This is a genomic window from Streptomyces sp. NPDC047022, from assembly GCF_040644155.1.
Lineage (GTDB): Bacteria > Actinomycetota > Actinomycetes > Streptomycetales > Streptomycetaceae > Streptomyces.
The window spans coordinates 119,066-133,397 of record NZ_JBEYVV010000013.1; the positions used below are offsets into that span (position 1 = coordinate 119,066).

Sequence of the window (14,332 nt, forward strand, 5' to 3'; positions counted from 1 at the left end):
CGCGCCCCTATCCGGCCGGTCCGCACCGGCACGTCTTCGGCTGCGGGGGCGGCGCGGGTTTTGCGGGCGTGTGACTGTGCCGCGTATGGGCAGGGCTCCGCGTTTCTGGCGAGCGTCCCGGCGTGGTTCGCTCGGTTGTGGCTGCTACTCCACGCCGATCAGTAGCAGGGAGCCCTGGCGGCCGCCCCGGTAGATCACCGTGTCGACCGCCAGGTACGACTCGCGTACCCGGGCCTCCAGGTGTGCCGCGATCGGCTCCGGGGCCTCATCGCCCAGCACCAGGGTGACCATTTCGCCGCCCGCCGCGAGCATGCGGTCCACGACCGCCTCGGCTGTCTCCGTGACATCCGAGCCGATGACCGCCACGTCGCCGTCGATCAGTCCAAGGACGTCGCCCGCCTGGCAGATGCCGGCCATCGTCCAGGACTGCCGCTCCGCGATCACGACCTCGGCGTACCGTGTCGCGCCCGCCGCCGACGTCATCGCCACGACGTCCTCGTCGAAACGCCGTTCCGGCTCGTGCACGGCCAGTGCCGCGATGCCCTGCACGGCGGAGCGCGTCGGGATCAGGGCCACCCGGACGCCCTCGGTCCGCGCCTGTTCCGCCGCGGCGGCAGCGGTGTGCCTCAGGTCCGCGTCGTTCGGCAGCAGCACCACCTCGCGCGCGTGCGCCCGGCGTACCGCCTCCACCAGTTCCCCGCTGGCGGGGGGCTCCCCGGCCCGGGCGAGCACGGTGGTGGCGCCGGCCTCCTGGTACAGCCCGGCCAGGCCCTCCCCCGGTACGACGGCCACCACCGCGCGCTGGATCGGCTCGGGCGCAGGCCGTCCGCCGCCCCCGGTGTGTACGTCGCCGGCGGCGAAGTGCGTGATCCGGATCCGGTACGGGCGCCCGGCCTCGACCCCCGCCTCCACGGCGGCGCCCGCGTCGTCGACGTGCACATGGACGTTCCACAGCCCGTCCCCGCCGACCACGACGAGGGAGTCCCCCAGCGCGTCGAGCCGCTCCCGCAGCCGCGCCACGGCCTCGTCACCGGCTTCCAGGAGATAGATCACCTCGTACGCGGGGCCGGGGCCGCCGCCGTCCGCCGCGGTGTCGGCGCACTCCTGGGCGGCGGGGCGGGTGACGTCGTCCACGCGCGCGTGGAGGGCGCGTCCGGGCCCGTCAGGGACCCTGGGCGCCTCTCCCGTGAACGTCTCCACCAGGGCCGCGAGCACCGTCACGAGCCCCCGGCCGCCCGCGTCGACCACTCCGGCTTGCTCCAGGACCGCCAGCTGCCCGGGCGTCGCCTCCAGGGCGACACGCGCGCCCTCGTACGCCGCCCGCGCCACACCGGAGCAGTCGCCCTCGGCTCCGCCGGCCGCGTCCGCGGCGGCCGAGGCGACGCTGAGGACCGTCCCCTCCACGGGGTGCTCGACGGCCGCGCGCGCGGAGTCGGCGGCCTGCCTGAGCGCGAGCCGCAGTTCCCGGGCGCCGCTGTGAGGGGTCTCACCTTCGGCGGCGAGCACCTGCGCCATGCCGCGCAGCAGCTGCGCGAGGATCGTGCCCGAGTTCCCGCGGGCCCCGATCAGCGCCCCGTGCGCCATGGCCCGCACGGCGTCGGCGAGCGTGGGCCGCTGGTCGCCGCCCGCCTCGTATCCGGCGAAGACCGCCTCGACGGCCGCGGCGGCCGACTCCACCGTCAGATAGAGGTTCGTGCCGGTGTCGCCGTCGGCCACGGGATAGACGTTGATCGCGTCGATCTCCTCACGCGCCCGTCCCAGCGCCTGAAGCGCGAGACCGCACCAGGTGCGCACCGCGAGAGCATCCAATGGCTGCGGCACCTGCGCCACCTGCGCCTCCTTGAGCTGCTGGACGTGGGACGCAGCGTAGACCCAGAGCGCTGCCCGCCCGGAAGAGGGCCCGCACGGACCGGCGGAGCGGGGCCTTGGAGAGCGGCGGGACAGGGCCTCGGGGAGCGGCCACGGGGCCAGGGCGGGAGGCGGCGGGGTCCGGAGCGCCCGTGGTAGTTTCGTTCTACGGGAGCAGGCGTTGTATGCTGCTCCGGTTGCCCGATCCCTTCGGGCTCATCCCTGGCAGAGCCACTCAGATCCTATGATCTCGATCCCGGCATGCCGGGTTCAACCGTTAGTGCATCTGAAGTCTTTGGAGTGACCCGTGGCTGCCAACTGCGACGTCTGCGGCAAGGGGCCGGGCTTCGGCAACAACATCTCGCACTCGCACCGCCGTACGTCCCGCCGCTGGAACCCGAACATCCAGCGTGTACGTACCGTGGTGGGCGGGACGCCGAAGCGCGTGAACGCTTGCACCTCGTGCATCAAGGCCGGCAAGGTCTCGCGCTGACGTCACTGTTAAGCGCGCGGCCACCGCTGGTTCGCTGCACAGAGCCGGTCCACACATGTGGACCGGCTTTTTGCTGTGCCCGCACGGCCGTGGCCTTCCTGCGGTCCGGGCAACTCGCCAACGACCGCCGGAACACCGCCGCGCGCAAGAGGTTCTCGCCGGCTGTACCCGGTGTGAGGGCCCCGGCAGCTTCCCGGGGCCCACGCGCGCCCGCCCTAAGACTCGATGTCCCCGAAGTGGTCCCAGCCGCCCTTGCTGGTCCACGGCGCTCCGTCGACCGTCACCTGGGGAAGCGCCGACGGGTTGAGCACCTCGCCGATCACCTTCCAGCGCGCCGGCAGCTTCACGTCCTGCGGGAAGGTCGCCACGATCGCATGGTCCTCGCCGCCCGTGAGCACCCACTGGATCGGATCGACGCCCACCGCCTGCCCGATGTCGTGCATCTGGGACGGGATGTCGATGGCGCCGGAGCGGATGTCGATCCGCACCTTGCTCGCCTCCGCGATATGCCCGAGGTCGGCGATGAGCCCGTCGCTGACATCGCACATGGCTGTCGCACCGAGCCCCGCCGCGGCCGGTCCCGCGTGATACGGCGGCTCGGGGCGCCGGTGCGCCTCTACGAACGCGCGCGGCGAGCGGAAGCCCCGGGAGAGCACCGCGTGCCCGGCCGCGGACCAGCCCAGCCAGCCGGTGACCGCGACCACGTCGCCGGGCTGGGCACCGGCCCGGGTGACCGGCTCATGGTTGCGCAGATCACCGAGCGCGCTGATCGAGATCATGATCGTGTCGCCGCGTACGACATCGCCGCCGACCACGGCCGCCCCCGCGACCTGGCACTCGTCGCGCAGGCCGTCCATCAGCTCCGTGGGCCAGGAGGCGGGCAGCTCGGCGGGGACGACGAGGCCGAGCAGCAGCGCGGTGGGCACCGCGCCCATCGCCGCGATGTCCGCGAGGTTCTGCGCGGCCGCCTTGCGCCCGACGTCGTAAGCGGTCGACCAGTCGCGGCGGAAGTGCCGTCCCTCCAGCAGGATGTCGGTGCTCGCCACCACCCTGCGGTCGGGCGCGGCGACCACCGCGGCGTCGTCGCCGGGGCCGACCCTGACCGCCGGGGTGGTGGTGAGCCGGGAGGTGAGCTCCCTGATGAGCCCGAACTCGCCAAGCTCGCCCACGGTGCCCTTCATCGTCGTACGTCCCCTTCTCTTGCCTGCCGGGCCCGGTCGCGAGCCGTCATCGTCCTCGATACGGTCGAGTCGACCGTCAACTTGTGTCGCCGGCGGTACCCCGCTCGCACGCCACAGTCCCCGTGGGTCTCCCCGCGGCGAGTGGCGACGCGATACCGTGGCGGTCCTTCTCCCCACATGATCCTCGTGGCCGCCCTGGAGGTTCCGTGGTACAGGCGTACATCCTGATCCAGACGGAGGTCGGCAAGGCGTCGACCGTCGCCGAGACGATCAGCAAGATCCCTGGGGTCATCCAGGCCGAGGACGTGACGGGTCCCTATGACGTCATCGTGCGCGCCCAGGCAGACACCGTCGATGAACTCGGCCGTATGGTGGTCGCGAAAGTCCAGCAAGTGGAGGGGATCACGCGCACACTGACCTGCCCGGTCGTCCACCTGTAGCCCCCGTCTACGCTGGGCCGGTGCACTCTTCGCGTCACCGGCTCCTCACTCTGCCCACCCTCGCCCTGCTGATCGCGGCGGCGGGCTGCTCCTCAAGCGACGACGGGCCCCGAGCCGCGGTTCCCAGCCCGGACGCAAAGGTCGCAAAACTCTGCCAGAACCTGGACAAGGTGCTGCCGCGGACGGTGGACGGCCTCGACCGGAACGATCCCGAGCCCCGGTCCGCGCTCACGGCGGGCTGGGGAAGCCCGGCGATCATACTGCGCTGCGGGGTACCCCGGCCCGCGCAGATGAACGACCCCGAGGCGGACGGCGTGGAGGCCGACGACGTGGGCTGGCTGCTGCAGAAGCAGGACGACGGCTCGTTCCGCTTCACGACGACGCTGCGTACGGCATACGTCGAGGTAGATCTCCCCAAGGCCCACACAGCCGACGGCCTGGCTCCCCTGGCCGACCTGGCCCCCGCGGTCAAGAAGGCGATCCCCGACGGAATCGCCTCCTGAGCACCCCCCGCATCGATATGCGGCTCCACGCGGGAGAAGGGCGCGCAGCGCGCTCTTCAAGGGGCGCGAGGAACCGCGCGGAACCCCCACGCCCCCGCAGATCACAACGCCCCCCGGCGGAGCCCTATCGCAGCCCGGTGGACCGGTTCAGCGCCGCCTGGATCAGCCGGTCCACCAACTCCCCGTAGGGGACCCCGGTCGCCTGCCACATCTGCGGATACATGGAGATCGGCGTGAACCCGGGCATCGTGTTGATCTCGTTGATCACGAACTCCCCCTCCTCGTCGAGGAAGAAGTCCGCCCGCACGAGCCCCTCGCAGGACGCCGCCTCGAACGCCTCCACCGCCAGCCGCCGGACCTCGGCGGTCTGCTCCTCGGTGAGCGGCGCGGGCACGATGCCGGGCGTCGAGTCGATGTACTTCGCCTCGAAGTCGTAGTACGCGTGCGTGTCCGGCGGCGGGATCTCGGCCGGTACCGAGGCACGCGGGCCGTCCTCGAACTCCAGGACACCGCACTCGATCTCGCGGCCCCGCACGGCGGCCTCCACGAGGATCTTCGGGTCGTGCCGCTGGGCCTCGGCGATCGCCTCGTCGAGCTCCGCAAGGCCATCGATCTTGGTGATGCCGATCGAGGAGCCGGCACGCGCGGGCTTCACGAACAGCGGATAGCCGTGCTCGCCCGCGAAGTCGATGATCTTCTTGCGGGCGGCGGACTCGTCCTGCCGCCACTCACGCGGCCTGATCACCACGTACGGGCCGACCTTGAGCCCGAACGAGGTGAACACCCGCTTCATGTAGTCCTTGTCCTGGCCGACGGCCGAGGCGAGCACGCCGGAGCCTACGTAGGGGACGCCGGACAGCTCCAGGAGGCCCTGGAGCGTGCCGTCCTCGCCGTAGGGGCCGTGCAGCATCGGGAAGACGACGTCGACCTCACCCAGCGCCTTGGGCACCGAACCGGGCTCGCTGTAGACGACTTCGCGGTTGGCGGGGTCGACCGGCAGGACGACACCGCCCTCGTGGTCCTCGGCGAGGTCCTCGACGCTGGGCGTACGGCGGTCGACGATCGCCATCCGCTCCGGATCGTCGGCAGTGAGCGCCCAACGGCCTTCCCGGGTGATACCGATCGGCAGGACGTCGTACTTCGTCCGGTCGATGGCGCGCAGGACCGCTCCGGCGGTGACCATGGAGATCCCGTGTTCGGAGCTGCGGCCGCCGAAGACGACGGCGACACGCGGCTTGCGGTGCGACGGCTGCTCAGGGCTCTGGGGGAGGTTCTCGGTGCTCATATCGCGTCGAGAGTACCCGGTGGTAGCGGCCTGAGACAGCGTATGACCGGCGGGTTAGCTCAGCGTCGCTCGGGCTTCGCGCTGCGCGACATCAGCTCCTTGAGCGCGACCACCGGCGGCTTGCCCTCGTGCACGATCCCGACGACCGTTTCGGTGATGGGCATGTCGACGCCGTGCCTGCGGGCCAGATCCAGAACGGACTCACAGGACTTGACGCCCTCGGCGGTCTGGCTGGTGACCGCGATGGTCTCCTCCAGGGTCATGCCCTTGCCGAGGTTGGTGCCGAACGTGTGGTTGCGCGACAGCGGGGATGAGCAGGTGGCCACCAGATCGCCCAGGCCCGCGAGTCCCGAGAAGGTCAGGGGGTCGGCGCCCATGGCGAGTCCGAGCCGGGTGGTCTCGGCGAGCCCGCGGGTGATGAGCGAGCCCTTGGCGTTGTCGCCGAGGCCCATCCCGTCCGCGATGCCGACGGCCAGCCCGATGACGTTCTTGACGGCGCCGCCGAGTTCGCAGCCCACGACGTCGGTGTTGGTGTACGGCCGGAAGTAGGGCGTGTGGCAGACGGCCTGGAGCCGCCGCGCCACGGCCTCGTCGGTGCAGGCAGCCACCGCCGCGGCCGGCATACGGGCGGCGATCTCCCGGGCCAGGTTGGGCCCGGTGACCACGGCGACGCGCTCCGGACCGACCTTGGCCACGTCCATGACGACCTCGCTCATCCGCATGGCGGAGCCGAGTTCGACACCCTTCATCAGGGAGACGAGGATCGTGCCGGGCGCGAGCAGAGGCGTCCAGTCGGCGAGGTTCCCGCGCAGGGTCTGCGAGGGGACCGCGAGTATCGTGAAGTCGGCGTCCCGCGCGGCCTCGGCGGCATCCGTGGTGGCCCGCAGGTTCTCCGGAAGTTCGACACCCGGCAGGTAGTCGGGGTTCGTACGGGTGGAGTTGACCGCCTCGACCAGTTCGGCGCGGCGCGCCCACAGGGTGACCTCGCACCCCGCGTCGGCGAGCACCATGCCGAAGGCGGTCCCCCACGATCCCGTTCCGAACACGGCCGCCTTGACCGGCTTGCTCACTTGCCCTGCCCCTCCTTCTGCCGTGCCTTCTCCTTCGCAGCTTCCTGCACCTTCACCTGGGCGGCGCTGCGGCGGCGCTGCTCGATGCGCACCTCACGCGGGTCGAACCTCTTCTCGGGCGCCTTCTCGCCGCGGATCTTCTCGAGCTGGCGGGTGATGGCGGCCATGATGGCGTCCGTCGCCTCCTTCAGCAGCTCGGGGGTCATCTCCCGGTCGTAGAAGCGCGTGAGGTCCACGGGCGGGCCCACGAGGACGTGGTGGGTCTTGCGCGGCAGCAGGTTGGGCTTCTTGGCGTACGGCGGCAGCAGCTCGTTGGCGCCCCACTGGGCGACGGGGATCACCGGGCACTTGGTCTGCAGGGCGACCCGGGCCGCGCCGGTCTTGCCGGTCATCGGCCAGCCGTCCGGATCACGGGTGAGGGTGCCCTCGGGGTAGAAGGCGACGCACTCACCGCGGTCCACCGCGTCGATCGCGGCGCGGAACGCGCTGAGCGCGTCCGTGCTCTCGCGGTAGACGGGGATCTGGCCGGTGCCACGCATCATGGCGCCGACGAATCCCTTCTTGAAAAGTCCGCTCTTCGCGAGGAAACGGGGAACGCGCCCGGTGTTGTACTGATAGTGCGCGTAGGCGAACGGATCCACGTGGGAATTGTGGTTCACCACGGTGATAAATCCGCCGTCGGCCGGAATATTCTCCGTTCCGCGCCAGTCCCGCTTGAGCAGAACCACCAGCGGCGGTTTGCACAGGACCGCTGCGAAGCGGTACCAGAAGCCGATTCTGCGGCGGGGCACGCGGACACCTTCCTCTAGGGACCCGGCACCGGGCCCGGGGCCGGGAGCTGTGGGCCGCACAAGTGTCGCCCCGGGCCGCCCGTCTGTCGAGAACACGGTACGCCTCGCCATGCCGGTGGCCGGGTGGTCCATCACCTGTCTCCGGCCGGATCAGGTGACAATGGACGCGACAAGACGAGGACGGAGCGCTCGTGCAGTGGACTGTGGTCGTGCCCCTGAAACCCTTGGCGCAGGCGAAGAGCAGGCTCTCGGACACCGCATCGGCCGGACTGCGTCCACATCTCGCGCTCGCCTTCGCACAGGACACGGTGGCCGCGGCGCTGGCCAGTGCCGCGGTGCGTGATGTGGCGGTCGTCACGGACGATCCGCTCGCCGGGCGCGAGCTCGCGGCCCTGGGCGCCCGGATCGTCGCGGACGAGCCGGGAGGCGGGCTGAACGCCGCGCTCGCGCACGCGGCGGCGGTCGTACGGCGGCTGCGTCCCGGTGGCGCCGTGGCGGCGCTCAACGCCGATCTCCCCGCGCTGCGCCCGCCCGAATTGGCCAGGGTCCTGGATGCCGCCGCCGAATTCCCCCGGGCTTTTCTGCCGGATGCCGCCGGAATCGGTACGACGCTGCTGGCCGCGGCTCCTCGGCGGGAATTGCGCCCCGCTTTCGGCGCGCATTCACGCATGGCACACCGAGCCTCGGGCGCCGTGGAGCTGGCTCTGGACGCGGTGGAGTCGGTACGCCAGGACGTGGACACCGGCGACGATCTGCGCGCGGCGCTGGCACTCGGCGTGGGGCCGCGCACGGCGGCGGCAGCGGCCCGGCTGCTCATCCCGGGGCAGCCGGCAGGCTGATCCGGAGGGAAGGAACGGGAGAGCGGGCGGGCGCCGGGCACTGGATAGGCTGCCGTCATGCAGGCGACCGCGTACACCTACGACCCCGACACGCGCACCGGTCAGGTGCTGCTCGACGACGGCACCCCCGTGGCCTTCGACGCACAGGCATTCGACGCGGGCGGGCTCAGGCTGCTGCGGCCGGGACAGCGGGTGCGGATCGAGACGGAGGGCGAGGGCCCGGCCAGGCGCATCACGCTGGTCACGCTGGGGACCTTCTGAACACCTCTCGCGAGCGGCTCTTGCGAGGGGCTCCTCCAAGGATTCGGGACAGACCGCGGGCCGGGCTCCACCAGGGAGCCCGGCCCGTCGCGTGAGTGTCTGTCCGCCCCGGTCAGCCGCGGGCGGTGGCCTTCTTGGCGGTGGTCTTCCGCGCCGCCGACTTCTTGGCGGGGGCCTTCTTCGCCGGGGCCTTCTTGGCAGCCGCCTTCTTCGCGGTCGTCTTCTTGGCCGTGGCCTTCTTGGCGGCCGCCGTGGTCTTCTTGGCCGTCGTCTTCTTCGCCGTGGTCTTCTTGGCGGCCGCCGTGGTCTTCTTCACAGCCGTCTTCTTCGCCGCGGTCTTCTTGGCGGCGGCGGTCGCCTTCTTGGCCGTCGTCTTCTTGGCCGCGGCCTTCTTGACCGTTGCCGCGGCACCACCGGTAAGGCTGCCCTTGGGCGCCTTCTTGACGGCGACCTCTCCACCGCGGGGCAGCTTCTTCGTGCCGCTGACCAGGTCCTTGAAGCCCTGGCCTGCGCGGAAGCGCGGCACAGAGGTCTTCTTGACACGAACCCGCTCGCCCGTCTGGGGGTTCCGGGCATAACGAGCCGGACGCTCGACCTTCTCGAACGATCCGAAGCCGGTGACCGAGACCCGGTCGCCTCCGACAACCGCGCGGACGATGGCGTCCAGGACCGCGTCGACAGCATCGGCGGCCTGCTGGCGGCCGCCCATCTTGTCGGCAATCGCTTCTACGAGCTGCGCCTTGTTCACGTCTTCCCCTTCGGAGACATCGCCAGAACGAAAGTGTTCAAGCTATTTCGCACGTTAGGCAGATATATACCGCAAATCAAACACGAAACGGGCTAATCACCCTTGTGCCGCAACAGACTCGGCTGTCTCAGAGTTCCTCTTCGGGGATTCGGCCCACGTCGAGGTCGCTGGTGAACCGCTCGAGACGCCTGGCCGCTTCGGCGGGATCGTGCTTGGCCGCGGCCGTAATGACCAGCAGCTTCCGGGTCAGCGCCATCCGTACGCCCTCCGGGACTTGCAGTGTGCGCACCCTTGCGTGCGCTTCCTTGAGCCTGGCCGCGACCGCCGTATAGAGCTCGAGTTGGCCGTCGTCGTCCATGCACAGATTGTGCCATCTGGGGCGAGTTGTCGCCCGCGCTGGGGGTAACTGCCGCTGTTCGCGGGCCGCTCGGGCGTCCCCCCAACTCGCCGCACAGACAACCGGGTACCCGTGCAACACCCTTTGTAACCAGGCAAGTTGCCGTTCTTCCAGGCGGCGCGCCGGGGCTGTTCGACCGCGGACACAGCTGTACCCCCAACCGTCCACGATTGGGGGTACAGAGGGGTGTTGCGGTGGCTGAAATCAGCCCTTGCGGGTGCCGCGGGTCAGCCCTGGAGCGTCCGCGGCTTGTAGGAGGGCCGCCCCGACTCGTACGCGGCGATGTCGGCCTCCCTCTGAAGCGTGAGGGAGATGTCGTCGAGGCCGTTCAGCAGCCGCCAGCGAGAGTTCTCGTCCAGCTCGAAGGAGGCGGTGACACCCTCGGCGCGCACCTCGCGCGCCTCGAGGTCGACGGTGACTTCGGCCCGGGGGTCGCGCTCGGTCAGCTCCCACAGGGCGTCCACGGTCTTCTGCTCCAGGACGACCGTGAGCAGGCCGTTCTTGAGTGAATTGCCACGGAAGATATCGGCGAAGCGGGAGGAGACGACCGCCTTGAAGCCGTAGTTCTGCAGCGCCCAGACGGCGTGCTCACGGGAGGAACCGGTGCCGAAGTCGGGGCCGGCGACCAGCACGGTCGCACCCTGCCGCTCGGGGCGGTTGAGCACGAACTCAGGGTCTTTGCGCCAGGCCTCGAACAGCCCGTCCTCGAACCCGTCCCGTGTCACCTTCTTGAGCCAGTGGGCGGGGATGATCTGGTCGGTGTCGACGTTGCTGCGGCGCAGCGGGACGGCCCGTCCGGTGTGGGTGGTGAATGCTTCCATGGCTCTCAGACTCCAGCGGGCGCGGGGACGTCGGACAGGTCGGCCGGGGAGGCCAGGCGGCCGGTGACCGCGGTGGCCGCGGCGACCTGCGGCGAGACCAGGTGCGTACGACCACCCTTGCCCTGCCTGCCCTCGAAGTTGCGGTTGGAGGTGGACGCGGAGCGCTCGCCCGGGGCCAGCTGGTCCGGGTTCATGCCGAGGCACATGGAGCAGCCCGCGTGCCGCCATTCGGCGCCGGCCTCCTTGAAGACCACGTCCAGGCCCTCGGAGACGGCCTGGAGGCCCACCCGCGCGGATCCCGGGACGACCAGCATCCGTACGCCGTCGGCGACTTTGCGGTCCTTGAGGATCTCGGCCGCGGCGCGCAGGTCCTCGATGCGGCCATTGGTGCAGGAACCTACGAAGACGGTGTCCACCTTGATGGAGCGCAGCGGCTGCCCGGCCTCCAACCCCATGTACTCCAGGGCCTTTTCCGCGGCGAACCGCTCCGAGGCGTCCTCGTACGAAGCGGGGTCGGGGACCGACGCCGAAAGCGGTGCGCCCTGCCCCGGGTTGGTGCCCCAGGTGACGAACGGCGAGAGGGAAGCGGCGTCGATGCGGACCTCGGCGTCGAATTCCGCGTCGTCGTCGGTACGCAGGGTCTTCCAGTACTCCACCGCGGCGTCCCAGTCGGCGCCCTCGGGCGCGTGCGGGCGGCCCTCGAGGTACGCGAACGTGGTCTCGTCGGGGGCGATCATGCCCGCGCGGGCGCCGGCCTCGATCGACATGTTGCAGATGGTCATCCGGGCCTCCATCGAGAGCTTCTCGATGGCCGGGCCGCGGTACTCCAGGACGTAGCCCTGGCCGCCGCCGGTGCCGATCCTGGTGATGATCGCCAGGATGAGGTCCTTGGCCGTGACGCCCTCGGGCAGCTCCCCGTCGACCGTGATCGCCATGGTCTTCGGGCGCGCCATCGGCAGCGTCTGGGTGGCCAGCACATGCTCCACCTGGGAGGTGCCGATACCGAAGGCGAGCGCGCCGAAGGCGCCGTGCGTGGAGGTGTGCGAGTCGCCGCACACGACGGTCGTGCCGGGCTGGGTCAGACCGAGCTGCGGGCCGACGACGTGCACGACGCCCTGCTCGATGTCTCCCAGCGGGTGCAGCCGCACGCCGAACTCCGCGCAGTTCTTGCGCAGCGTCTCCAGCTGGGCGCGGGAGACCGGGTCCGCGATGGGCTTGTCGATGTCGAGGGTGGGGGTGTTGTGGTCCTCGGTGGCGATGGTGAGGTCGAGGCGGCGGACCTGGCGGCCGTTCTTGCGCAGTCCGTCGAAGGCCTGCGGGCTGGTCACCTCGTGCAGCAGGTGCAGATCGATGTAGAGGAGGTCGGGCTCGCCCTCGGCGCGCCGGACGACGTGGTCGTCCCAGACCTTCTCCGCGAGTGTCCTACCCATCGCTTTCCCTTCGGCCCGCACGGGAGTGCCGGCCCTACTAGAGATCCTGGGGTGCGGCGCCCGCGCCCCCTGATCACCGGCGTCCGCCGCCGGGCCCACTGTCCACAGGCCCCGCTATGACATCCAGGGTTGCGCGTTCCACAGAAAATTGAACTTGCGTTTCACAGAGTGAGACGGGAGTATCGTTGCATGGACAACAGTAGCGGCGTCGGCGTTCTGGACAAGGCAGCCCTTGTCCTGAGCGCTCTGGAGTCCGGTCCGGCCACCCTCGCGGGTCTGGTCGGGGCCACCGGACTGGCAAGACCCACGGCCCATCGACTGGCCGTGGCACTGGAACACCACCGGATGGTGGCGCGCGACATGCAGGGGCGGTTCATCCTCGGCCCCCGGCTGTCCGAGCTGGCCGCTGCGGCGGGCGAGGACCGCCTGCTGGCCACGGCGGGCCCGGTGCTCACGCATCTGCGCGACGTGACGGGCGAGAGCGCGCAGCTCTACCGCCGCCAGGGGGACATGCGTATCTGTGTCGCCGCCGCGGAGCGCCTGTCCGGACTCCGGGACACGGTCCCGGTCGGTTCGACCCTCACGATGAAGGCGGGATCCTCCGCGCAGATCCTGCTCGCCTGGGAGGAGCCCGAGCGGCTGCACCGGGGTCTTCAGGGCGCCCGCTTCACGGCGACGGCCCTGTCGGGCGTACGGCGCCGGGGGTGGGCCCAGTCCATCGGGGAGCGCGAGCCGGGGGTTGCCTCCGTTTCCGCGCCCGTGCGTGGACCCTCCAACCGGGTGGTCGCGGCGGTGTCCGTGTCCGGGCCCATCGAGCGGCTGACGCGGCATCCCGGGCGGATGCACGCGCAGGCCGTGATCGACGCGGCGGCTCGTCTCTCCGAGGCGTTGCGGCGTAGCGGCTGACCGGGCGCTGCGCTCGGCTGAGCGGGGTTTCACGGGAGGGCGGCCTCAACGCCGCGGCTTGCCCTTCCGGCGGAACTCCGGGCTGTCCAGCCCCCGGGGGCGTTGCGTTTACGCCTCCGGGCCGAGCCGTGTATGCGCGGTTCCCCGCGCCCCTGTCCATCGGCCCGCACCCGCACGTCGTTGCCTGCGGGCGCGTCGCGGGATTTTTTGCGCAGTTCCCCGCGCCCCTATCGCCCACACCCGCACGTCGTCGACCGCAGGCGCGTCGCGGGATTTGCGCCCACGCGGCGGAGCCGCATATCGACAGGGCCCCGCGCCCCTATCCGTCCGCCCACTCCCGCACGTCGTCGCCTGCGGGCGCGTCGTGGCTTGCGCTCGCGCGGTGGGTGCGCGCGGAGTGCGCCGTTCAGGGGCGCGGGGAACTGCGTGACAGGCCACCCACGCAGCCGCACCCTGCAACGCACCGGAACCCACCCGACAGGGGCGTCACCGCGCCGGAGGCGGTCGGCGTTCGTGCCGCCCCAAGGTCAGGGCTCGTCCTGGTCAGCCGTGCTGTCTAATGGCAGCGTTGGATAGTGGTGCCAACCGAGGAGAGGTGCCGTGCGGCTGGCGGAGTTGAGTGCGCGCAGTGGGGTCGCCACGGCGACGATCAAGTACTACCTGCGCGAAGGCCTGTTGGCACCGGGGCGCCAGGTGAACGCGACCACCGCCGAGTACGACGAGAGTCATCTGCGCCGGCTGCGGCTCGTGAGGGCGCTGATCCAGGTGGGCCGGGTTCCGGTGGCGAGGGCCAAGGAGGTCCTCCAGCACGTCGACGACGACTCCCTCGGCCGGACGATCCGGCTGGGCGCGGCCCTGTGGGCTCTGCCGCAGGATCCCGGGCCGGACGAGGAGGACACAGCGGTGGCGGCCGCCCGGCAGGAGGTGGACGCGCTGCTGCGGCGGCTCGGCTGGGAGACCTCGCGCGAGCTCGCCGGCCTCTCCCCCGTACACCGCTCCCTGGTGACCGCGGTGGCCACGCTGATCCGGCTGGGCTACGCCCGGGACGGCGAACAGATGGCAGCGTACGCGGAGTTGATGCACCAGGTCGCCCGGCGCGACCTGGACTTCCTGGAGACGCACGGCTCGGAGGGGGAAAAGGTCGAGGTGGCGGTCGCGGCGACGGTGCTCTTCGAGCCCGTGCTGCGCGCACTGCACCGGATGGCGCAGGAGGAGGAGTCGGCCCGCCGCTACGGCCTGGAGTGACTCCACGGGGCGCCTGTTCGGCCCCCGGGCCGGAAACGCCGCAGGGCCCCCACCGAAGTGAGGGCCCTGCGGAC

The 14,332-nt window shown here is 71.0% G+C and carries 16 protein-coding genes; 7 read left to right on the top strand and 9 right to left on the bottom strand.

All coding sequences use genetic code 11. The annotated features are described in order from the left end of the window. Positions 1 to 144: 144 nt before the first annotated feature. On the bottom strand, positions 145 to 1,830 hold the full coding sequence (locus ABZ845_RS16585) for a DAK2 domain-containing protein (protein WP_360979362.1): 1,686 nt from the start codon (positions 1,828 to 1,830) through the stop codon (positions 145 to 147). A 325-nt stretch (positions 1,831 to 2,155) separates the two neighbouring features. Between ABZ845_RS16585 and rpmB the strand changes: the two genes are divergently transcribed. Further along, positions 2,156 to 2,341 carry a 50S ribosomal protein L28 gene (gene rpmB / locus ABZ845_RS16590; RefSeq protein ID WP_003993230.1) on the top strand — a complete coding sequence of 62 codons (186 nt, stop codon included), beginning with the start codon at positions 2,156 to 2,158 and terminating at the stop codon, positions 2,339 to 2,341. A gap of 215 nt (positions 2,342 to 2,556) precedes the next feature. Here the strand turns inward: rpmB and ABZ845_RS16595 are convergent, their stop codons facing one another. Beyond that, positions 2,557 to 3,522, bottom strand: coding sequence for a thiamine-phosphate kinase (locus ABZ845_RS16595; RefSeq protein ID WP_360979365.1), 966 nt, complete (start codon positions 3,520 to 3,522; stop codon positions 2,557 to 2,559). A 206-nt stretch (positions 3,523 to 3,728) separates the two neighbouring features. On the opposite strand from ABZ845_RS16595, the gene ABZ845_RS16600 reads away from it, so the two are divergent. Further along, positions 3,729 to 3,962 carry an Lrp/AsnC ligand binding domain-containing protein gene (locus ABZ845_RS16600; protein WP_360979368.1) on the top strand — a complete coding sequence of 78 codons (234 nt, stop codon included), beginning with the start codon at positions 3,729 to 3,731 and terminating at the stop codon, positions 3,960 to 3,962. A 20-nt stretch (positions 3,963 to 3,982) separates the two neighbouring features. Then, positions 3,983 to 4,465, top strand: a complete 483-nt coding sequence (locus ABZ845_RS16605) for a DUF3515 domain-containing protein (RefSeq protein WP_360979371.1) — start codon at positions 3,983 to 3,985, stop codon at positions 4,463 to 4,465. A gap of 124 nt (positions 4,466 to 4,589) precedes the next feature. Here the strand turns inward: ABZ845_RS16605 and ABZ845_RS16610 are convergent, their stop codons facing one another. Genes ABZ845_RS16610 through ABZ845_RS16620 form a run of 3 tightly spaced genes read right to left on the bottom strand, consistent with a single transcriptional unit; the run spans position 4,590 to position 7,611 of the window. Continuing rightward, positions 4,590 to 5,750, bottom strand: a complete 1,161-nt coding sequence (locus ABZ845_RS16610; RefSeq protein WP_360979373.1) for a D-alanine--D-alanine ligase family protein — start codon at positions 5,748 to 5,750, stop codon at positions 4,590 to 4,592. A 59-nt stretch (positions 5,751 to 5,809) separates the two neighbouring features. Further along, the gene (locus ABZ845_RS16615; protein ID WP_360979376.1) at positions 5,810 to 6,820 is read right to left on the bottom strand and encodes an NAD(P)H-dependent glycerol-3-phosphate dehydrogenase; all 1,011 of its coding nucleotides are present in this window, start codon (positions 6,818 to 6,820) and stop codon (positions 5,810 to 5,812) included. Next, complete coding sequence (locus tag ABZ845_RS16620) at positions 6,817 to 7,611, bottom strand: lysophospholipid acyltransferase family protein (RefSeq protein ID WP_360979379.1); 795 nt, start codon at positions 7,609 to 7,611, stop codon at positions 6,817 to 6,819. Before ABZ845_RS16620 ends, ABZ845_RS16615 begins: the two co-directional genes overlap by 4 nt. A gap of 191 nt (positions 7,612 to 7,802) precedes the next feature. On the opposite strand from ABZ845_RS16620, the gene cofC reads away from it, so the two are divergent. After that, the gene (gene cofC, locus ABZ845_RS16625; RefSeq protein ID WP_360979381.1) at positions 7,803 to 8,450 is read left to right on the top strand and encodes a 2-phospho-L-lactate guanylyltransferase; all 648 of its coding nucleotides are present in this window, start codon (positions 7,803 to 7,805) and stop codon (positions 8,448 to 8,450) included. A gap of 57 nt (positions 8,451 to 8,507) precedes the next feature. Continuing rightward, positions 8,508 to 8,711 (top strand): hypothetical protein, encoded by a 204-nt coding sequence (locus ABZ845_RS16630; RefSeq protein WP_360979383.1) that lies wholly within the window; start codon positions 8,508 to 8,510, stop codon positions 8,709 to 8,711. 112 nt (positions 8,712 to 8,823) lie between these two features. Here the strand turns inward: ABZ845_RS16630 and ABZ845_RS16635 are convergent, their stop codons facing one another. From ABZ845_RS16635 to leuC, 4 genes are all read right to left on the bottom strand, one after another. Then, positions 8,824 to 9,459, bottom strand: coding sequence for an HU family DNA-binding protein (locus ABZ845_RS16635; RefSeq protein WP_360979385.1), 636 nt, complete (start codon positions 9,457 to 9,459; stop codon positions 8,824 to 8,826). Positions 9,460 to 9,586: 127 nt separating this feature from the next. Further along, a complete protein-coding gene (locus ABZ845_RS16640; RefSeq protein WP_360979388.1) occupies positions 9,587 to 9,817 on the bottom strand; it encodes a hypothetical protein in 231 nt (76 codons plus the stop codon). Between the two features lie 266 nt (positions 9,818 to 10,083). Beyond that, complete coding sequence (gene leuD, locus ABZ845_RS16645) at positions 10,084 to 10,677, bottom strand: 3-isopropylmalate dehydratase small subunit (protein ID WP_360979391.1); 594 nt, start codon at positions 10,675 to 10,677, stop codon at positions 10,084 to 10,086. A gap of 5 nt (positions 10,678 to 10,682) precedes the next feature. Then, entirely contained in the window at positions 10,683 to 12,107 is a 1,425-nt protein-coding gene (leuC, locus tag ABZ845_RS16650) for a 3-isopropylmalate dehydratase large subunit (protein ID WP_360979394.1), read from the bottom strand. A gap of 189 nt (positions 12,108 to 12,296) precedes the next feature. On the opposite strand from leuC, the gene ndgR reads away from it, so the two are divergent. Both ndgR and ABZ845_RS16660 read left to right on the top strand, forming a co-directional pair. Beyond that, positions 12,297 to 13,013, top strand: a complete 717-nt coding sequence (gene ndgR, locus ABZ845_RS16655) for an IclR family transcriptional regulator NdgR (RefSeq protein ID WP_067130667.1) — start codon at positions 12,297 to 12,299, stop codon at positions 13,011 to 13,013. A 600-nt stretch (positions 13,014 to 13,613) separates the two neighbouring features. Further along, complete coding sequence (locus ABZ845_RS16660) at positions 13,614 to 14,258, top strand: MerR family transcriptional regulator (RefSeq protein ID WP_360979397.1); 645 nt, start codon at positions 13,614 to 13,616, stop codon at positions 14,256 to 14,258. The last annotated feature ends 74 nt before the right edge of the window (positions 14,259 to 14,332 follow it).